General features: G+C 47.6%; 16 protein-coding genes. 1 reads left to right on the top strand and 15 read right to left on the bottom strand.

The genetic code is table 11. The features are described from left to right. Window positions 1-7: 7 nt before the first annotated feature. The 11 genes from C400_RS0106935 to thpR form a co-directional block, all read right to left on the bottom strand. A complete protein-coding gene (locus C400_RS0106935; RefSeq protein WP_017426453.1) occupies window positions 8-943 on the bottom strand; it encodes a glycosyltransferase in 936 nt (311 codons plus the stop codon). Beyond that, complete coding sequence (locus tag C400_RS0106930) at window positions 943-1641, bottom strand: sugar transferase (protein WP_013369815.1); 699 nt, start codon at window positions 1639-1641, stop codon at window positions 943-945. The genes C400_RS0106935 and C400_RS0106930 overlap by 1 nt, the downstream gene beginning before the upstream one ends. A gap of 16 nt (window positions 1642-1657) precedes the next feature. Continuing rightward, on the bottom strand, window positions 1658-2548 hold the full coding sequence (gene galU, locus C400_RS0106925) for a UTP--glucose-1-phosphate uridylyltransferase GalU (RefSeq protein WP_025364257.1): 891 nt from the start codon (window positions 2546-2548) through the stop codon (window positions 1658-1660). A gap of 42 nt (window positions 2549-2590) precedes the next feature. Next, on the bottom strand, window positions 2591-3229 hold the full coding sequence (locus tag C400_RS0106920) for a CpsD/CapB family tyrosine-protein kinase (protein ID WP_016821260.1): 639 nt from the start codon (window positions 3227-3229) through the stop codon (window positions 2591-2593). Beyond that, window positions 3213-3956 (bottom strand): YveK family protein, encoded by a 744-nt coding sequence (locus C400_RS0106915; protein WP_013369812.1) that lies wholly within the window; start codon window positions 3954-3956, stop codon window positions 3213-3215. The genes C400_RS0106920 and C400_RS0106915 overlap by 17 nt, the downstream gene beginning before the upstream one ends. A gap of 277 nt (window positions 3957-4233) precedes the next feature. Continuing rightward, window positions 4234-4878, bottom strand: coding sequence for a response regulator (locus C400_RS0106910; RefSeq protein WP_013369811.1), 645 nt, complete (start codon window positions 4876-4878; stop codon window positions 4234-4236). 116 nt (window positions 4879-4994) lie between these two features. Next, complete coding sequence (locus C400_RS0106905; protein WP_017426452.1) at window positions 4995-6632, bottom strand: sensor histidine kinase; 1638 nt, start codon at window positions 6630-6632, stop codon at window positions 4995-4997. Between the two features lie 322 nt (window positions 6633-6954). Further along, window positions 6955-11553, bottom strand: a complete 4599-nt coding sequence (gltB, locus tag C400_RS0106900; protein WP_017426451.1) for a glutamate synthase large subunit — start codon at window positions 11551-11553, stop codon at window positions 6955-6957. A 460-nt stretch (window positions 11554-12013) separates the two neighbouring features. Continuing rightward, the gene (locus tag C400_RS0106895) at window positions 12014-12697 is read right to left on the bottom strand and encodes a metal-dependent hydrolase (protein WP_017426450.1); all 684 of its coding nucleotides are present in this window, start codon (window positions 12695-12697) and stop codon (window positions 12014-12016) included. Window positions 12698-12867: 170 nt separating this feature from the next. Then, window positions 12868-13680: a cell wall hydrolase gene (locus C400_RS0106890; protein WP_016821264.1), complete on the bottom strand. Its 813-nt coding sequence runs from the start codon at window positions 13678-13680 to the stop codon at window positions 12868-12870. 111 nt (window positions 13681-13791) lie between these two features. Then, complete coding sequence (gene thpR / locus C400_RS0106885; protein ID WP_017426449.1) at window positions 13792-14358, bottom strand: RNA 2',3'-cyclic phosphodiesterase; 567 nt, start codon at window positions 14356-14358, stop codon at window positions 13792-13794. A 227-nt stretch (window positions 14359-14585) separates the two neighbouring features. On the opposite strand from thpR, the gene C400_RS0106880 reads away from it, so the two are divergent. Next, entirely contained in the window at window positions 14586-15542 is a 957-nt protein-coding gene (locus C400_RS0106880) for a D-2-hydroxyacid dehydrogenase (RefSeq protein WP_017426448.1), read from the top strand. A gap of 4 nt (window positions 15543-15546) precedes the next feature. Here the strand turns inward: C400_RS0106880 and C400_RS0106875 are convergent, their stop codons facing one another. From C400_RS0106875 to nikC, 4 genes are all read right to left on the bottom strand, one after another. Beyond that, window positions 15547-16533, bottom strand: coding sequence for a restriction endonuclease subunit M (locus C400_RS0106875; protein ID WP_017426447.1), 987 nt, complete (start codon window positions 16531-16533; stop codon window positions 15547-15549). 21 nt (window positions 16534-16554) lie between these two features. Then, complete coding sequence (locus C400_RS0106870) at window positions 16555-17499, bottom strand: MsnO8 family LLM class oxidoreductase (protein ID WP_017426446.1); 945 nt, start codon at window positions 17497-17499, stop codon at window positions 16555-16557. Window positions 17500-17570: 71 nt separating this feature from the next. Further along, complete coding sequence (locus tag C400_RS0106865) at window positions 17571-18986, bottom strand: deoxyguanosinetriphosphate triphosphohydrolase family protein (protein WP_016821269.1); 1416 nt, start codon at window positions 18984-18986, stop codon at window positions 17571-17573. 280 nt (window positions 18987-19266) lie between these two features. Continuing rightward, entirely contained in the window at window positions 19267-20178 is a 912-nt protein-coding gene (gene nikC, locus C400_RS0106860; RefSeq protein WP_017426445.1) for a nickel transporter permease, read from the bottom strand. Between the last annotated feature and the right edge of the window lie 3 nt (window positions 20179-20181).

The following is a 20181-nucleotide window of genomic DNA, read 5'->3' as shown; positions in this document are numbered from 1 at the left end:
CAATCTTTCACCCCGCAGCTGACTCGCTTTTCCGGTTGCGCAGTGTATCCAGCGTTCCGCGGATATTTTCAAGCCTGCACCGGTTCAACAGCTTCCTGCCCTCAGTACGTGCCAGCAGGGAATCCACCGTGATGTATAACACTTTGGCTGCCACTTTTGCCATCAGCACCGCGTTGCCGCGCAGACCTGCAGCCTGAGCAGCATTAGACATGCCCTGACAATAGTAGCGATTCAAAATCCATTCTCTCGTTAAGCGTGAAGCCGGAACAAAATGTTCTACCGCCATGTGCGGATGATACATAATCGTTCCACCATTTTTACGGATTTGCTCAAATACCCACGATTCTTCACCAGATAGGAGGATATCTCCCTTTCTGCCCAAGTGAAGCGGGAACATGACGGCAGCGAAAGCCGTTTTGCGCATAGCCATATTCGCTCCAAATGGATTCAGGCCCGCCGGATATTCCCGAACGGATTTCCCCAGATCAATAATCGTGTAGGGCAGTTCAAGCGGCCCTGTCAACCAGTTTGGCCGTTCCGTCTCAAACTTAGGATCAATCTTCCCACCCATAGCCGTCAGCTCGGGATTGTTCCCAAAGGCCGACATAATCGTTTGCAGCCATGTAACACACGGAATTGCATCATCATCCAGAAAAGCAATGACGTCTGCTTTTGATAACGTAATGCCAGCATTACGAGCGGCAGACAGTCCTTGTTCGCGCTCATAATGATACCGAAGATGAATATGCTGACCATGCGCAACGGTGAATCTTTTGATCGTCGCTGCTGTATGATCGGTGGATCGGTTATCGACCACAATGATCTCAGCCAGTGCAAGGTCTTCCAGCTTCAGTAGAGACATTAACGTTTTCTCCAGCAGGTCCGCCCGGTTATAGGTGCAAATAACGACGGACACTGCGGGACATCGCTTAAATGCATCCATCAGTAAGCATCCTTGGAGAACAGCATTTTAACGCCTGTTTTCATGATGATTTTCAGATCGAGCCACGTATTGCGAACATGAATATACTTCAAATCCATTTGCACCATTTCTTCGAAGCCTACACTGTTACGTGCACTCACCTGCCAGTAACCCGTACATCCCGGTGTTACAATCAGGCGCTGCTTGTCATAATCGGAGTATTGCTCAACCTCGCTGGGCAACGGCGGACGCGGACCGACTAAAGTCATGTCTCCAACCAACACATTCCACAGCTGCGGAATCTCATCAATACTCGTCTTGCGCAGAAAACTGCCAATTTTCGTGATCCGAGGATCGTTTTTAATTTTGAACATGGCGCCGCTCACTTCATTCAGCTCCATCAGGTCCTTTTTCAGTTCCTCGGCATTGGACACCATTGAACGGAATTTATACATATCGAATAACTTCTCATTCTTGCCCACCCGAGTTTGCTTGAAAAACACACTTCCCTTTGGGTCTTCGAGCTTAATCAGAATGGCCACTACTGCAAACAATGGAAGCAATACGATTAAGCCCACGAAAGACAGCAGCATATCAAGGAGGCGTTTTGTGACCAGGTAGGACGTTTTATCCTGAATTTGTGTATTTCCGTATGGCATGTAAAACGCTTTACCTGACATGACAGCCTCGCCATCCTCCGGTAAATTTTCCATGCTCATGCTGACGTACCTCCTCTCAACCCGCTGTGGTTGCTTTCTCGGTTTTTTTCAGCCATTCATTCATGGCCTCCATAACCGGATACTTCAAATCATCGCTGGCAAGTGCAAATTCAAGAGTGGTTAAAATATATCCAAGACGTTCACCTACGTCATAACGCGTGCCTTCAAAGTCATAGGCGTACACACGTTCACTCTGATTCAGCTTTTGGATCGCATCCGTCAACTGAATTTCGCCGCCAGCTCCTTTTTCCTGAAGATCAAGATATTTGAAAATTTTCGGCGAGAACACATAGCGACCCATAATAGCCAAATCGGATGGGGCTGTGCCTGGAGCCGGTTTTTCAATAAAATTATTCACTCGGTACAATCGTCCGTCCTGTTGGTCCGGTTCAATGATGCCATACCGGTTCGTGAATTCCTGTGGTACCCGCTGCACACCGATCACAGAGTTTTGCGTTTCCTCATATTGATCCATCAGCTGGCGCAGGCAAGGTTTTTGACCTGTTACGATATCGTCGCCCAGCAGCACACCAAATGGCTCGTCCCCGATAAAGCGTCTTGCGCACCATACCGCATGTCCAAGACCTTTGGGTTCTTTCTGGCGAATGTAATGAATTTCCACGCCTGAAGAACGCTGTACTTCCTCCAGAAGCTTCAGCTTACCGTCCTCGAGCAGTTTGGATTCCAGCTCAAATGCGTTGTCAAAGTGGTCCTCAATGGCACGTTTACCTTTACCCGTAACGATAATGATGTCCTCGATACCAGAAGCAATCGCTTCTTCCACGATATATTGAATCGTAGGCTTATTGATAATCGGGAGCATTTCCTTAGGCATTGCTTTGGTGGCAGGGAGGAAGCGCGTTCCCAATCCTGCTGCTGGAATAATGGCCTTTTTCACTTTTTTCATCATCGCACTCATTCTCCTTGCTTCATCGAATTTTGGTGTTGCTTACTTCACCTGATTCATCACAATTCCAACCAGCGTCGCGCTAGCCTGCTCCATGAGTTGCTTTGTTTTGCGTAGATCTTCCCGTTTGGTCCGGCCATGTTTGGCAACGAGAATCACACCATCCGTCAAGCCTGCAATCAGGCGAGCATCCGTATAATTCAGCGCTGGCGCCGAATCGAGTAATATGATGTCATATTCACGTTTGAGTTCTTCCAACAGCTCTGCCATACGTTCGCTACCGAGCAGATCTGCTGCGTTATACAGACTGTCCCCACCAGGAACAACCGATAGTTCCAGTCCACCATGCCTAACGATAGATTTGGAAGAAGCCCCACCGCGCAAATAAGCCGATAGACCTCCGGTATTCTCCATTCCGAATATCTCGTGCAGCGCTGGTTTATGCAGATTGCAATCCACCAGAGCCACCTTCTTGCCTTCTTGAGCAAAGGAAACTCCGATGTTGGCGATCATTGTTGTTTTCCCCGCTCCGCTTTCCGGCGAGGTTAACAAAAGAACCGTCCCACGGTCCTTTTGCCCGACCACCTGCTGCCGGATGTATGTACGGAGGGATCGAAATGATTCCGAGATATACGATGATGGATTACTTTCTGTAATCAACATGTCATTCAATCGCAGCATATTTACGCTCCCCTACCCGTTCTTTGGAATTTCCGGCCACTCCATCGATGTCCTTCTTGCGAATGACGGGAATCGATGCAATTACCGGAATGCCGATGTCTGCATCCGCTTCTTTTTCCGTGCGCAGCGTGCCGTTAATGCTTTCCAGGAACACAATCGTGCCCAGCGCAATCATCAGCGATACGAGAAAACTAATCGCAATATTCATGAGCGGATTCCCATTAATCGGGTCAGGATTGGCTTGCGGGTCCGCTTCATTTAAAATTTTCACATTATTTAATTCCATCAATCCCGGAACCGTCTGCACGAATTTCTGGGTTACTGCGTTTACAACCGCTGCGGCCTGGGGATAATTCCCTGCCTCAAACGTCAAGCCGATTACCTGACTTTTATCCGAGGATTTAATTTGCAGCTTCTCTGCCAACTTTTGCGACGTCAAATTGAACTCAGGATGAGTCGCTACCACAGCGTCCATAATTTTAGGTGAAGTGAGAATTTGCTTGTAGCTTTCCACCAAATTAAGACTTGTGTTGACGTCATTCAGATTGTTACTCCCCTGCTTGGCGGAAATATGATTAACCAGCAGTTGGCTTGAAGCGGAGTAGACTGGCTTTACGACATTGTCGCTCACAATGTAAGTCGTTACACATGAGAGAATGACAAAAATCGCAATCAGCCACAATCTTTTTTTGATCAGGACTAGATAATCCAAAATGGTTTTCTCCACAAAAATCCTCCCTCCCATACAATTTCTCTTCTTATTTTAAGTATGATCTAATTGTAACAATCCGTTGTATTAACGACATGGAACCGAACGGCACTTTCTCCCTCACTACAGAGGAAGGGGGATGTATACTTTTGGACACGGCATGGTATACTTTTGTACCATACTTTGTCGATTATGGTAAATACACAAGAAAAAATCCTCAAAACCACCAAAGTTGGTGATTTTGAGGATTTCTCTATACCACTCGCATATTGAAACTACTGCGTAGCTTATGGGGTTAGCGCATCATCATATTGGTTGGCTCGTACTTCGCTAGACCAATCGCATTGGCATATAATGCTGCCTGCGTACGATCTGCCAGTCGCAGCTTGGCCAAGATCTGACTGACATGCTTTTTGACGGTGAACTCACTGATAAATAACCGGGATGCTATTTCACGATTGCAAGCCCCTTGTCCCAGCTCGACCAGCACTTCCTTTTCCTTGGGTGTCAGGTCGTCCGTGAGATTGCCAGCATCTTCACGCAGCTTATTTTCGAGAATAGCCGGATCATAATATTTGCGTCCTTTGTTGACAAGATGAATCGCGTAAATTAGTTCCTCAGGCAAAGCCTCCTTAAGCACGTAACCGTCCACAGAGGCTTCCTCCGCTTTCAGAAAATCTTCACGTGTTGCAGAAGAGGTCAGCAAAATAAATTTGCTTCTGAACCCGCGTCCGCGCGCTATCTTGATAATATCCAGACCTGATTCATCAGCTAATTTCAAATCCAGCAGCACCAAATCCGGATCCGTTTCCTCGATCACCGCAAGTGCTTCCTGTTGATTCTGGGCCTCTCCCGCGAACTGAACATTGGGCTGCATGGATATAACCGCAGCGAGTCCTTTCCGTACTAAAGGATGATCATCGACAATGACAATTTTCATGATTCGGCCTCCTGTCTACAGTTCAGGATTTGCATAATCCCTATGTATCCGATTGTTACCGCAGATTTTGTATTGCAGAATGTTCACACATTGTATTCAAGGATTTTGTAAAATCCTCATTCATAAGCATTTACCGGAATGGACAATCGGATCTGTGTTCCCTCTCCGATTCGACTTGAAATATCAAATTCGCCTCCCATCGATTGAGCTAAATATTCCATATTCATCATGCCCAGGCCCCCGCCTGCACTGACCGCCTCACCTCCTGCTACCATTCTCGCCGTCTCAAACCCTACTCCGTCGTCATGAATAGACAGTCTAATCACTTGGGGCGTCAATTTTAACTTCACATCAATTCGCTTGGCCAATCCATGACGGATTGCGTTCCCCGCCGCTTCGGAAATGATGCGGAACAAAGCCTTTTGGTACAAATACGGAAGTGAATAATGATCACCATGGATGTCAAAATCAATTTGTACATGGTTCAGCTTGGAGAGTGTATGCAGATGACTTTTCACCGTCCCCAACCAAGTTGATCCTCCGCTTTTTTTCGAGCTTAGACTATGAATTGCCCCCTTCAGCTCTCTAACCGCTTGGTTGGCCGATTGCTGAATTAATTCAATTTGTTCCTCCACCTGCTCCTTAGGCTGATGGCACCAAGTCTGCCGGAGAGAATGCGTTGCATACACAATACCAAAAAGACTTTGTGAAACATTGTCATGCATTTCATTTGCAATCCGGTTCTGCTCATTCGTCACAATCAACTGATTCTCAATACGCTCCAGCTCATAGCGTTCCAAAAACACAGCACTCAGCTCAGCTAAGAATATCAGTTGTTGCACAAGCCAGCGTCTTCCTGTCAAACTTTGATCCGGTCCCAGCTTAAGGCCAATCGTCGCTACAAAGCGGGTCGTCATCGGTACGGTGATCATGAGAAAGTCGCCCCATTCCGGTAGATGTCTGAAAAATGGTTCGCGCTCTTCCCTGAACTCCTCCCGGTAATTCTCCAGTTCCTCGAATAGCTGTTCCTCTTCCTCTACCGTCCAGCCTGTTTGGCTGCTTGCCGGCGCATCTTCCTCCTGACTATCCAGCCAGAAAAATGCACGGCTCTGCTTGGTTAACTTGACAGTGTAATCCGAGATGACCTGACCTAGATTTAATGCCTCATTATGGCTGGTCGTCTCCATGATGTGGTAAATCGACTTGATATGATCCATCGTCTCATTGGCTTGTTCTTTAGCCACCTTCAGTTCGTCCTTCATGACGCGAATAACCTGCATTGCCATAGTGGTTACGATCAATACCAGAAACAGATTAATGTTCTGCAATATAAGATCCCACAAAAAATATTGACCTGGTGTAAAAAAGATATAACAAAATGTAAGCACCAAACCGATATAAGAAAGTAGGAGCGTCCAGCTGTACCTCATAGATAGATGAGCACAAGCTACCAGCATGGGAGTAATCACATACCATTTGAACGGGCTATTGATCCCTCCGGTCGGGAATAACAGCAAAATGATCCCTGCGGTTTCTAGTGCAATACTGCATTTCAATACCATATCATGAAGTCTGTATTTACGGTAAATCCAAGTAAATGCTGTAACGGATAAAAATAGAAAAACAATCAGTAATAGCTTTTGCCATACCATTAATCTAGATGTTTCGAACAGAAAAACAAGTGATGTTAAAGATAATGATACATAACGGTATAAAAAAATCATTTTGTCTTCTGCTGACTTCTTCAACTTCATCCTGTCACCCTATTCTGTGTTTTGAAGGGACGATGGGCATATTAGGTTTGTTTGCGTACTCTAAAAAAATCATAACCAATCCAAAAATAAATAACAAGACATAAACTCTTACGTAAACGGTTACATTCCAAAAAATTTGGTACTTTTTATAACATATTTACCGTTTCAGGAAAACATTTTGGGGGTAATGTCAGAATTTATGACGTTTGTCAAGGTAATAAATCACATTTTTATCAGTCTAAAAAAAGGACTTGCTGGCACCGCCGTGACTATAACAGCGGTATTCAGCAAGTCCTTTTTAGTGAATTTGGCGGTCTGCTTTTTAGCCCCCGGTACGCGCCAACTCACGCATATTGGCTTCAAATGCTGCCAGTAGAGCTTCATCCCCGCTCAAACCGGTCGCCTCTTCTTTTTGGATCTGTTCAACCATACGCTTGTAATCCTTTGGAATCACCCGTACAAATTGCTGAATCGCAGTCTGCCATTCATCCAAAATACGTTGTCCTGCTTCACTGCCCGTGTAAGTGACATGGCGCTGAATCAAGCCGCGCAAATCCGCTGCTTCTGCAGGGTCCTCCACATCTTCCAGCAACACCATCTCCAGATTACAACGGCTCAGGAACGTTCCCTCAGGATCATAGACGTATGCAATACCTCCGGACATCCCGGCTCCAAAGTTCCGTCCGGTTCCACCCAATACAGCTACACGTCCGCCCGTCATGTATTCGCAGCCATGATCACCAACGCCCTCAACAACAATACGTGCGCCGGAATTCCGAACGGCAAAGCGCTCGCCTGCGATTCCGTTAATATAAGCTTCACCACTGGTCGCTCCATACAAGGCTGTATTTCCGATAATAATGTTCTCTTCAGCCTTAAAGGTCGCTTTGTGAGATTTCTTTACAATAACTTTACCGCCAGATAGCCCTTTACCGACATAGTCATTGCTATCGCCTTCGACGCTCAACGTGATACCTTTCGGAATAAAGGCTCCGAAGCTCTGACCTGCCGATCCAATGAAGTTAAAGCGAATCGTATCCTCAGGCAGACCTGCCGCTCCATACTTACGTGTAACCTCGCTGCCCAGAATCGTACCTACCGCCCGATTCACGTTAGTAATAGGCAAGGTACCCTCCACAGGCGTTCCGCTCTCCAGTGCTTCCGCAGCCATCGGTAAGAGCTTCTGCATATCAAGTGTTTCTTCCAGACCGTGGTTTTGGCGCTGTACGCGGTAACGTACACTTCCATCTTCCAACTCAGGAACATGCAGCAGCAAGCTCAGGTCTACGCCCTTCTTCTTCCAGTGCGAATCGGCGTTCACGGTATCCAGACAATCCGTACGGCCAATCATTTCCTGGATCGTGCGGAATCCCAGCTCCGCCATAATTTCACGGACATCTTCTGCGATGAAACGCATAAAATTCACCACATGGGCTGGATCACCCATATAATTTTTGCGCAACTCTGGATTCTGCGTAGCCACACCCACCGGACAGGTATCCATTTGGCATACCCGCATCATAATACAGCCCAACGCTACGAGCGGCGCTGTGGAGAAGCCGTATTCTTCCGCACCCAACAGGGCAGCTACGACCAAATCACGTCCAGACAGCATCTTACCGTCTGTCTCCAGTACCACGCGGTCGCGCAGGTTGTTCAGCATGAGCGTCTGATGCGTCTCAGCCAGCCCCAGCTCCCAAGGCATACCCGCATGGCGGATGGAGCCTTGCGGGGAAGCGCCTGTACCACCGTCATAACCGCTGACCAGAATAATGTCAGCACGGCCTTTGGCTACTCCTGTAGCAATCGTGCCCACACCTACCTCTGATACCAGCTTTACGTTAATATCAGCACGTGGATTGGCGTTTTTGAGATCATAGATGAGCTCTGCCAAATCCTCGATAGAATAAATATCGTGATGCGGTGGTGGCGAAATCAGGCCTACTCCTGGCGTTGAACCGCGTACCTCGGCGACCCAAGGATACACCTTGCGTCCTGGTAGTTGCCCACCTTCGCCCGGCTTCGCGCCTTGCGCCATTTTAATCTGAATTTCGTCGGCATTCACCAAGTAGTTCGACGTGACACCAAATCGGCCAGATGCCACCTGCTTGATCGAACTGCGACGTGAATCACCATTAGCATCCGGGATGAAACGCGCAGGGTTTTCCCCGCCCTCACCCGTGTTGCTCTTGCCACCGATCCGATTCATCGCAATCGCCAAATCTTCATGCGCTTCCTGGCTAATGGAGCCAAAAGACATAGCCCCTGTTTTAAAGCGACGCATAATCGATGCAGCAGATTCCACTTCATCCAGCGGCACAGGCTCACCAGCAGGCTTCAATTGAAGCATGGAGCGAATCGTCAAATGTTGTTCAGATTCACCCTGTACCAGCTTGGTATACTTCTTGTAAAGCTCGTAGTCTCCCGAGCGAACCGACTGCTGGAGTAAATGCACTGTTTGCGGGTTAAACAAGTGCTCTTCTCCATCGTTGCGCCATTGGTATTCGCCGCCCGAATCGAGCACCTTGTCATTGCCGTCCTTATCAGTGAAAGCACGGTTATGGTGGGCCAGCGCTTCCATCGTCACTTCCTCCAGACCAATACCGCCAATGCGGGAAGGCGTCCATGTGAAATAACGGTCAACGAAATCCTGCTTCAGACCTACGGCCTCGAAAATTTGCGCTCCACGGTACGACTGAATCGTGGAAATACCCATTTTGGACAATATTTTAACGACACCCTTGGTTGCCGCTTTAATATAATTTTTAACTGCTTTTTCGTGCGAGATGCCGCGCAGCAAGCCCTGTTGAATTATGACATCCAGCGTTTCAAACGCCAGATACGGATTAACCGCGCTCACACCGTAGCCCAAAAGTACCGCATAATGGTGAATATCTCTTGGCTCCCCGGATTCCAGCAAAATGCTCACACGTGTGCGTGTACCCTGCTTAATCAGATGGTGATGCAGGCTGGAAACAGCTAGCAACGCCGGAATGGCTGCATTTTCTGCGTCCACTCCACGGTCAGACAGAATCAGAATGTTATGACCTTTGTCAATGACACGGTCAGCCGCCTCAAACAGTCCTTCCAGCGCCTTGTATAAGCCCTCAGCACCTTCTTTTGCTTCAAAGAAGATCGGAATGGTCATGGATTTGAAGCCTGGACGGTGTACGTGACGAATTTTAGCAAACTCTTCATTCGACAGCACCGGCGAATCCAAACGAATCTGGCGACAGCTTTCCGGTTCTGGGTGCAGTAAATTGCGCTCTGGTCCAATCGTCGTTGCAGTTGACGTCACTATTTCTTCACGAATGGCGTCAATCGGCGGGTTGGTAACCTGAGCAAACATTTGTTTAAAGTAATTGTACAAACGTTGCGGACGGTCAGACAATACCGCCAATGGAGCATCATACCCCATTGAGCCAATCGGTTCCGCACCTGTAAGTGCCATCGGCTCCAGAAGTTTGCGTAGTTCTTCAAACGTATATCCAAAAGCGAGTTGCAACTGATTTACATTTTCATGTTTCGGCTCTGGCTGCTCCAGTGCTTCAGGCAGATCATCCAGATCAATCAAATGCTCATCCAGCCACTGCTGATAAGGTTCTTCGGATGCGATACGTTCCTTTAACTCTTCATCAGAAACGATGCGGCCTTCTTGAGTATCCACCAGGAGCATACGCCCTGGACGGAGACGATCCTTATAAAGCACATTTTCAGGAGCAATATCCAATACGCCCGCCTCAGATGACAGTGCAATCAGGTCGTCCTTGGTCACATAGTAACGTGCAGGACGCAGGCCGTTGCGATCAAGAATCGCCCCGATTTGGATACCGTCTGTAAACGCCATCGCAGCAGGTCCGTCCCACGGCTCCATCATGGTGCTATGATATTCATAAAATGCCCGCTTCTTCGGGTCCATGGTCTCATGCTTGTTCCAAGGCTCAGGTACCATCATCATGGCTACATGAGGAAGCGAACGTCCACTCAGATACAGAAATTCCAGGGTATTATCAAACATAGCTGTATCCGAGCCATCTGGGTTGATGACAGGTTTAACCTTCTTGATATCGTTGCCAAACGCTTCGCTTTCAAACTGTGCCTGACGCGCATGCATCCAGTTTACGTTGCCGCGCATGGTATTAATTTCACCGTTGTGAATCATAAAACGATAAGGATGCGCACGGTCCCAGCTCGGGAACGTATTCGTACTAAAACGGGAATGGACCAGCGCGATCGCCGATGTCACCCGCTCATCCTGCAAATCCAGATAAAATTTACCTACCTGCTCGGTTGTCAGCATTCCTTTGTATACAACCTTGCGACATGACAAACTTGGAATATAGAACGACTCACCATTCATATCCTCTTGGTTATAGCGAATAGCAAGCTCTGCACGTTTACGAATGACATACAGTTTCCGTTCAAAATCCAGTTCTTCCTTCAAATCGCTACTGCGGCCGATGAACACCTGACGTACGCCAGGTTTAGCTGCTTTTGCCGATTTACCCAGCATTTCGTCATACGTTGGTACATCGCGAAAGCCCAGACAGTTCTGGCCCTCGTCCACAATGATTTCTCTAAGCTTCTGCTCATGCAGCTCACGAACTTTTGGATCATTGGATACAAAAAGCATACCCACGCCATATTGTCCGGCCTTAGGCAATTTGAAGCCCAATCGCTCCGCTTCCTCTTGAAAAAACAGATGCGGAACCTGAATCATGATCCCTGCTCCGTCACCGGAGTTTGGTTCACTTCCCTGACCGCCCCGATGCTCCATGTTTACGAGCATGGTCAAAGCCTGACTTACAATATCGTGCGATGGTTTTCCCTTGATGTGGGCAACAAAGCCCATGCCGCAGGCGTCTTTTTCGAATTGGGGATCATATAGTCCCTGTTTGGGTGGTAAACCTGTCTGTCTCATGGAACGCAACCTTTCTGTTATAAAGTCATGCTGGCCTGAAATACAGGCGGCCGAATAGAAGACAGTGGCAACAAGAGGTAAATCAAAGAACAACTACGAGGAATGGGGGACAAAAACATAAGACGTATTCAAGGCGGTACGGTCCGCCGAATGCGCATGTTTTTCAATAATTATGCAATGGCTTGACTTGAAAAACACGTCGATTCCACTGATGAATCTAATTAGTTCTATCATTTTATCATTGACCTATTGTGTTAGCAATTCAAAGTTTTTATGGTTGTGATAATAAATCTTTTACATTACAGCTTCAACGTACCAATGCAAAAATATATCATTTTTATGTATAAATATTCATTAAAAAAGTCAGCCTTTTCTATTCCCAAGGAACAGAAAAGGCTGACAAAGGAGTTTAATATACATACGGACCATCATGTACATTCCCGCAAATCGATAAACCGTATTAAAATTCGAGACTTTCGCCTGGCTTCAATGCTTTCCCTTCAATACCTTCTTTATGAAGACGGTCACAGAAGCCGTCTCCGTCCTGCTCTATGCCGGGAAAAGTATTGTAATGCACCGGTATCACGCGGCTTGCCCGTAGCCATTTCGCTGCCAGCAAAGCATCCTCCGGTCCCATTGTATAACCATCTCCGATCGGCAATACTGCGGCATCAATGGAGTTGGTTTCTCCAATGAGACGCATATCGCCAAACAAGCCGGTATCCCCTGCATGGAAAAATGTTTTGCCTCCCATAGTCAATAAAATCCCCGCAGGCTCTCCCATGTAGATGGTTTGTCCGTTCACGGTCAAAGAGGAACTGTGGAACGCCAGCGTAAATTTCACATGAAAACCGTCAAATTGGTGACCACCACCCAGATTCATACCGTGAGCTTTGGTTCCCAAGGATGCACAATATTCAGCCAGTTCCGCCACCGCAATTACAGGGCAATCATTGCGCTTGGCAATTTCAACTGCATCACCAAAATGATCGGCGTGACCGTGTGTCAACAGTACTGCATCCACCTGAATATCTTCGGCCTGTACGGTTGCTTTAGGATTCCCCGTCAAAAAAGGATCGATAATAATCCGTTTCCCCTCTGCCTCCACCAACACAACTGAATGTCCATAATATGTGATTTTCATAACATTTACGCCTCCTTTGTCACTTTTATTATTTAGGTTACTTTCCTTTACCTAATTATACCTCTTTTGCATACCTGCTTCACCTGCGCACACAAAATACGCTCACAAAGCTGAACCCTGTTGTTTAGAAAGGGCTGTTATTTGTCGCTCATGGGATTTATACCAAATGCTCATTTATAAAAGGTATGATGACCGATAGTTTTCACCTTGGTACGCGAATGATGAACCGTAAGGTCCTGGGCCAACGTAAGCGAAAGGAAAAAACAGGTGTTATCAGGCACGGCTTTATGGCCATTCAAAGCGGCCGTAACTGCACGTATGCAGTCCTGGTTAGGCTGAACACGACGAAGACGCCCGTTCGCAACCGGACTAAATTGCGCTTTTTGATAAATCACTGCCTGAATCGTATCGGGAAATGAGGCTGACCGCAGCCGGTTTAAGACAACGTTGGCAACTGCCACTTTGCCTTCGTACGGTTCGCCTTCTGCTTCTGCCATCACTATTTTTTGCAGCAGGAGCAGTTCTTTAGCGGAGACAGGATAGCTCCAGGTAGACAACGCCTTGTCATCCTGAGTGAGCATTTTTGTCTTCGTAAAGTAGATGGTTGTAGGAGGGGTTAGGATTGCGGACTTGCTATGCTGGACCTCAGGCTTTTTCTTGCCTGTAACAGCGTTATTCCGAGCTTGTTCCACCTGCTTCATCTGGGAAGCGGGTAACGGAGTCGGCATGATTTCTTTCCAGCTTGGCTGCCCATGAGCAGCGACAAAGATGGGGCTTGTCCTGTTTGACCCGTTATGGGTCCCCATCCTGTCGCCATATGTAGGAACCGAAGTGTTCCCTGACCAGCTCAGAGATTGCATAGGTGCATTTTTATGATTATTCTGTGTTTGCTGAACCTCAGCGTAGAGGCCTATCCCCAATATACAAACAAGCAGCACACTCAAAAGAGGTGCAAACCAACGATGTTCTTTAACGATTTCCATAATGTTCCTCCCGTTAACTTTAAGCACATTCCTCAGATATGTAACCCAAAATGCGCTTTTTGAATAACGCTGAAACACTATATCACTAAATTCGCTGATAGATCAAGGGTTTCACCTCATTAATGGGAATGTTTGAATTATTTGGTACATCGGTTTTTGTCCCATTCGGGTTGCATATAATACAAATTCCCCCACTTCCCAAGGCTCGCCGCTTCGGTCATCTGACTGCCACACAGACGCTGAAACAGGCTCCCCTCCTGTATATGAACGTGCTACAGTGATATGAGGTCGATAAGGTCGTTCCTCGGGTTTAAAACCCAGCGGTTCGGTAGCTCGAAGTATGGACTGGTACAGCTGATCCAGTGACTCTCGCTGCCCGGTCACTCCCCTCCATAGTACACGCGGAAAATCTTCGCGTCCAAAAAAGCCTGCTTCACCCATGCCAAGCGTGAACGGGCGATGCTCAGCTCCAGCATGAACTAGAGCCTGCTCAAGTTTTGGAATAACCGAATTCGCCACATCACCCAGAAACTGAAGTGTCACGTGGTAATCTCTGAAGTCACTCCATTTGCGGAAAGACAAATTACTCAAATCCTGCTCTACCCAATGACGTAACTTCTTCTTGTGCTGGTCCGGGAGAGCTATCGCTGTAAAGAGTCTTTGCGATTCATTTTTCATCTACCTCTTCTCCTTTCTTAACGAATATCCCGTGGATATCCCAAAAAGTAGCTGTTTGGTTGGTCCCCAATCAGGGTAAAGCCACTTGTTGTTATATATGATGACACCGCGGGCTTGTTTCTACCCTTCTTATGCAAATTTCCCGACAATCTGTTATCCTTGAAGGGATGGTTCGCCAGAATATATTGGAAACTCCAAGGAATCAAACATCGAGGAGGCTATGAATCATGGGAAGCATTTTAAGTTTACATCAATTGACGGATGATCAAAAAAAACAGGTTCGTGCAGCGGCTCCAGGCTACGAATTGATTATTGGCAAAGCCCAGGAATTGGAGACTGAACAGATCCGTGAGGCCGAGGTTATTCTAGGCTGGTCCAAGCATATTGCCGAGGAAGCATTACATCCAGACAGCAAGCTAAAGTGGATACAAACCTGGTCGGCTGGGATTGATAAGCTCCCGCTTACCGAACTGGAAAAGCGCAACATTGCACTCACGAATACAAGTGGTGTACATGCGATTCCAATTACAGAGCAGATCTTTGGAATGCTGCTATCGCATACCCGTTATTTACAGCAAGCGGCTCTCTTGCAGCGTCAGAAAACATGGCAGCCACCGGAAGGTCAACTGACGGAATTACGTGGCAAAACGCTGTTGATTACAGGCGTTGGCGAAATTGGCCGTGAAACCGCTCGGATTGCAGAAGCCTTTGGCATGCGAGTGATCGGGGTTCGCCGTTCCGGCAAGGAAGCTCCCCATGTAGAACACATGTACACAAACGAACAACTACATGAAGCATTGGGCGTTGCGGATATTGTGGTTAATATTTTGCCATTCACTGAAGAGACCCATCACTTCTTAGACGAAAACGCATTTGCAGCGATGCGTAAAGGCGCCTTCTTCATAAATGTCGGTCGCGGCAAGACTGTTCATACAGATGCGCTGGTACGCTCGCTGGAACAAAAACATATTGCTTTTGCCGGACTGGATGTATTCGAGGAAGAACCGCTACCTGCGTCACATCCACTGTGGGGTCTAGAGAATGTCCTGATTACGCCGCATATTGCAGGGGATACAGACCGATATGCTGAACGAGCGGTAGATATTTTTCTCACTAATTTGAAAGCCTATGCTACTGGTCAGAAGCTGCCACTGAATTTGGTTAACTACAAAACTCAGTATTAACAAGCTACTTACAGATCCAGATTTCCCGACTCATACCTGTCTTATAGATACGGCATTGCTCCATAACGGTCCAGCCTGACTCGGATAGCAATGTTGCCATCGGCTCCGTGCTCACAATCACTGCCCGCGCGGCCAGGCGTCTCAGACTGCGCAGCATCTTTTTTTGTTCGTCAGCAGGGAGCACGGAGCACAGGTTATAAGGCATATCCAATATAGCTGCATCATAATTACCTGTGAGCATGTTCATATCCCCCAGTTTCACCAGATCTTCTTCATATCCAAAATGGCGTAAATTCACTCGTGCCCCACGCACCGTCAACGGGTTGATATCACAGCCGCGAATATCCTTGCCCATACTCAATGCCTCAATCATTACATTGCCCATACCACAACACGGGTCCAGCAGTTTCAAGGAGTCTGACTTTCCCTTAGATGCAGTTATATCCGTTGCTGCTAAATTCACAAGTGCTCTAGCTACCAGAACGGGTAGTCCAGTAGAATAGTTTTGCGGCTTCTGACGACGCTCCTGCCACGATCTGTCGCTATACTCGCACATGCCCATCAGCCACCGTTCTCCTAATCGTATGACTCCTAGGATTACATCCGGTGTCTTCATTTGCGCCTGCCCCTGAATACGTGCACCAATCCGGCGTTCTATCTCGCGCCGCTCGTCATAATCAGCCTCATTGTCCCCTTCTTTAAGGCACAGCACCTTAAAGGTCTTTCCTTCCTCAAGCTGTAACATGGAAGCTGCCTCGCATAGCTCCTCCAGCGTGTCCGCCTCGATGATGATATCCAGACGAAGATGGATAAACGGGCTGATCCCCGGCTCCAGCCGAAGATGGGACGACAGCATGGAACTATGCACAGGCTGTTGACCGAACAAGCACTTTAGTTCCAAAAGACACAATTCACGCTCGGTCTCATGACACGCATAGGTATATATGTAGCGAGGTTTCATTTTATCTGTATCGATTTTGTATTTATTCATGTCAGTTCTCTTTTCATCTTTTCATTTGGAATCAAGACTACAATTCACAGCCTCCGCTATTAGTCGGTAGGAATGAAGCCGCTGCTCATAATCGGGAATGGGCGTGACCAACAGAAACTCATCATTATTATATTTGATCTGCAAGCTACGCAACCGTTCGGCAATAACCGATGGTGTTCCCACCAGCCAACTGGCTCGGATCGCTGGATCGCCTAATGAAATCTGAGCAGCCCATTGCTGCGCCAACTCATCTGTCGACGCACATACTGCTCCTACAGCAACCATAGTACGGGGCTTGTCCATCCGTGTGGACGGTTGAAAGCTAGAGCGGTAAATGCTTAGCATTTCTTCCGTTTGCTGTTCACTCATAAATTGGCCGAATACATAGCCCGTTGAATACTGCGCAGCATATTCGGCACTTTTTCGGTTGGTACCCAGCATCCACAGCGCTGGCGGCTGTTCTGGCATTGGACGGGCAAACACGGGGATCTGTTCATATTCATATGTGCCTTCCAACAAAGCCAATAGAGCTTCCATCTTCTGTGGCAGCTCAGTCACATGTTGAAGAAAATTGCCGCTTAGTGCCATCGAAGCATGAGGCCCCCCGCCAGGGGCCCTCCCCAGACCCAATTCGACTCTGCCTGGATATAGAGCAGCCAGCAGATGAAACCATTCGGCGACCTTGACTGGACTATAATGCGGGAGCAATATAGCCCCCGCCCCCAGTTGGATGGTCGTCGTCACCGCCCCGATATGAGACAACAGCACTTCCGGACTGGAGGAAGCCAGCCCCTCCATATCGTGATGCTCGGAGGTCCAGTAGCGTGTATATCCCCATGCTTCCGCCTGTTTCGCCAGCTTTGCCGCCCATTGAACTGCTTGCTCCGGACGATTGCCGGGCAGCAGCGGTACCATATCAAGCACACCGAGATTCAACGAGTTAGTAGCTAAAGACTGAGGTTGCATATACGCCTTCTCCTCTCCCTTCTATCCGTTCTAAACAAGTTTCTTCTACTATATAGGGTTAAATAAAAACGTTAGTCCAGGTCATAAATGGAACCTACCTTCAGGCCATATAACTCATTATAAATTTTTTCAGCAAAAGCATCAGTCATGCCTGCAATATAGTCAATGACCATATGCTCCCATGTCCAGATTGGTTTGGCCTTGGCCTGGTCTCGCTCGTAGCGCTGGAGCCAATCGGTCGGAATAATGGACTTGGATGTTTCGGGGTCCAGAAAAGCCAACCATAACCGTCTAAGCATCCATTCACTGCGTTTTTGCAGACGCTGTACGCGCAGATCGCGGATCATGGTGACCCAAGCAAAGCTTTTTAATACACTCACCGTGCGCAGCATATCCAAATCCTCGCTTCCATCCCGTACGAAGGTTACCTTTTTCCAGTTTCCATCATCAATTACACCTAAGCTGCTGACAAACAGGCTGACCCAGTATGCTTTGACCTCCCGGCGGGTGCGAGAATAATCGTGTTCACATATCGGCATCTTCCCATTCCACACCTTCAAAAATTCGCTTAGTACCGCTGCGACCTTCTGCTCAATCTCAGCCAGTTGCCAGCCTTGCCAGAAGCTATCCTCCAACGTAGTGATTTTTTCCGTGATCAGACGAATTAAATATGGGTCATATAAGAAATGCTCGTGCACCTCAATTTTCCCTGCCTTAATCCCATCCTCCAAATCATGCGCGGAATAAGCAATATCGTCGCACAGATCCATGAGCTGGGCCTCCAGCGTTTTTTTACCGTCAGGGATGCCCCAATCCTCGCGGATCGAACGTATATATTCCCACTCATGCAGGTACAACCCTTTTTTGTTCAGAATCCCTGGATACGGGTATTTGTTGATTCCGAGCAATACAGCGTCCGACAAATTCAAACCATCCACATTCTCACGCTTCTCCAAAAACATAATCAGCCGAAAATTGTGCGCATTCCCTTCAAAATGCTCATAAATTCGTCGCTCGCGTGCATAGGCCTCAAGCCCACGCTTGGACTCTGGCGTAAAGCCACCAGCAGCGGATATCTTTTCTACCTTCGTCTCAATCAGTTGATCCAAAATCCCGTCCAGCACCTCTTCTCCCTTGTGTCCGAACGGTGGATGCCCAAAGTCATGCGCGATCGAAGCACACTCCACCACCTCAGGGTCAATGATCAGTCCTGCGTTATCCGCCTGTTCCAACTCTACCTCTGGATGACGGCGCAGCAAGCTTCGTGCCGCCTCACGCGCAATTTGCGCTACCTCCAACGAATGTGTCAGCCGTGTGCGATAATAATCTCCTGTGCCTGCGCCAAATACTTGTGATTTACCCTGCAACCGGCGGAAGGTCGGTGAATGGATCAATCGAGAATAATCTCGTTCATATGCTGCCCGTGAAGCGTCGCTCCGTGTCTGCTCCGCAAATTGTCGATGCTCTCTCTTATTTTGCCATGTCATAAAGCCCACTCCCTACGTACTCAATTGGAGTGATTATACATTTTTTTCACGCCTCAGGAAAGTTCACATGACTTACGGAGAAGATTGCAAACCATAGCGGGATGAATCGAAGTACACTAAACGTAAACAAAGTCATATAAAAAGGTGTTCCCCAGCTACCAGATTCAGGGAACACCTCTTTTCTTCAATTTAAATAGAAGTATATAAGTAAAACTAAAAAATGTGCATGGAAAACGGTGTAGACGGAATGATGCTGTTTATATACCTCGCTATTTTTACCCTAACGCTTCGCTCTTGGGTCCAAAACATCCCGCAGGCCATCACCCATCAGATTAAAGCCCAATACGGTCAGCATGATAGATATCCCCGGAAAAATAACTGTCCATGGCGCATTTTGGATATATTGCCGCGAATCGGACAACATTTTGCCCCACTCGGGCTCAGGAGGTTGTGCACCCAAGCCCAGAAATCCGAGCGCTGCTGCTTCAATAATGGCCGTTCCGATCCCCAATGTTCCTTGTACGATGATCGGCGTCAGGCTATTAGGCAAAATATAACGGAGTATGATTCGCCGATTATTAGCTCCAAGCGCTCTGGCAGACGTAATATACTCCTCCGTTTTGACACTCAGCACCTTGGAGCGAACCAATCGTCCATACGTTGGCACATTGACAATGGCAATGGCGTATAACGCATTTTCCAACGAAGGCCCCAGAATGGCCACAATAGCAATTGCCAGCAAAATCCCCGGAAATGCCAGTAAAATGTCGAATAGGCGTGAGATGATCATATCAGCCCATTTTCCATAAAATCCAGCAATTAATCCTAAGGCAGTTCCTACAATCATGGAACCAATAACGGACAAGAAACCGACCCATAACGAGATTCTGGCGCCATACAGCGTACGAGTCAGCAAATCTCGGCCAAGATCATCGGTACCGAACCAATGCTCTGCGGAAGGAGGCTGTAAACGGCTCACCAAATTTTGCTCTTTATAGTCAAAAGGAGCAATCCAGGGCGCGATCAAAGCAATGATGACAAAGAAGATAATAATGCTGAGACCGACGAACGCCATTTTATTGTGACGGAACGCTCTCCACGCGTCTCTCCAAGGGCCCGACACCACAGGCAATTGCGCCAATGTATTGCGTGTTGTCGGTATGTTATTGGGTTCGATTGAAAATTGTGACATCGG

This window comes from Paenibacillus sp. ICGEB2008 (assembly GCF_000307675.1).
GTDB lineage: Bacteria > Bacillota > Bacilli > Paenibacillales > Paenibacillaceae > Paenibacillus > Paenibacillus polymyxa.
This window is presented reverse-complemented; position numbering and strand designations above follow the sequence as displayed.

What these genes read in the sequence shown, in the direction of transcription:
- C400_RS0106935 (WP_017426453.1), bottom strand. Translation starts at nt 943, where the DNA reads ATGGATGCATTTAAGCGATGTCCCGCAGTGTCCGTCGTTATTTGCACC.
- C400_RS0106930 (WP_013369815.1), bottom strand. Translation starts at nt 1,641, where the DNA reads ATGAGCATGGAAAATTTACCGGAGGATGGCGAGGCTGTCATGTCAGGT.
- galU (WP_025364257.1), bottom strand. Translation starts at nt 2,548, where the DNA reads ATGAAAAAAGTGAAAAAGGCCATTATTCCAGCAGCAGGATTGGGAACG.
- C400_RS0106920 (WP_016821260.1), bottom strand. Translation starts at nt 3,229, where the DNA reads ATGCTGCGATTGAATGACATGTTGATTACAGAAAGTAATCCATCATCG.
- C400_RS0106910 (WP_013369811.1), bottom strand. Translation starts at nt 4,878, where the DNA reads ATGAAAATTGTCATTGTCGATGATCATCCTTTAGTACGGAAAGGACTC.
- C400_RS0106905 (WP_017426452.1), bottom strand. Translation starts at nt 6,632, where the DNA reads ATGAAGTTGAAGAAGTCAGCAGAAGACAAAATGATTTTTTTATACCGT.
- gltB (WP_017426451.1), bottom strand. Translation starts at nt 11,553, where the DNA reads ATGAGACAGACAGGTTTACCACCCAAACAGGGACTATATGATCCCCAA.
- C400_RS0106895 (WP_017426450.1), bottom strand. Translation starts at nt 12,697, where the DNA reads ATGAAAATCACATATTATGGACATTCAGTTGTGTTGGTGGAGGCAGAG.
- C400_RS0106890 (WP_016821264.1), bottom strand. Translation starts at nt 13,680, where the DNA reads ATGGAAATCGTTAAAGAACATCGTTGGTTTGCACCTCTTTTGAGTGTG.
- thpR (WP_017426449.1), bottom strand. Translation starts at nt 14,358, where the DNA reads ATGAAAAATGAATCGCAAAGACTCTTTACAGCGATAGCTCTCCCGGAC.
- C400_RS0106880 (WP_017426448.1), top strand. Translation starts at nt 14,586, where the DNA reads ATGGGAAGCATTTTAAGTTTACATCAATTGACGGATGATCAAAAAAAA.
- C400_RS0106875 (WP_017426447.1), bottom strand. Translation starts at nt 16,533, where the DNA reads ATGAATAAATACAAAATCGATACAGATAAAATGAAACCTCGCTACATA.
- C400_RS0106870 (WP_017426446.1), bottom strand. Translation starts at nt 17,499, where the DNA reads ATGCAACCTCAGTCTTTAGCTACTAACTCGTTGAATCTCGGTGTGCTT.
- C400_RS0106865 (WP_016821269.1), bottom strand. Translation starts at nt 18,986, where the DNA reads ATGACATGGCAAAATAAGAGAGAGCATCGACAATTTGCGGAGCAGACA.
- nikC (WP_017426445.1), bottom strand. Translation starts at nt 20,178, where the DNA reads ATGTCACAATTTTCAATCGAACCCAATAACATACCGACAACACGCAAT.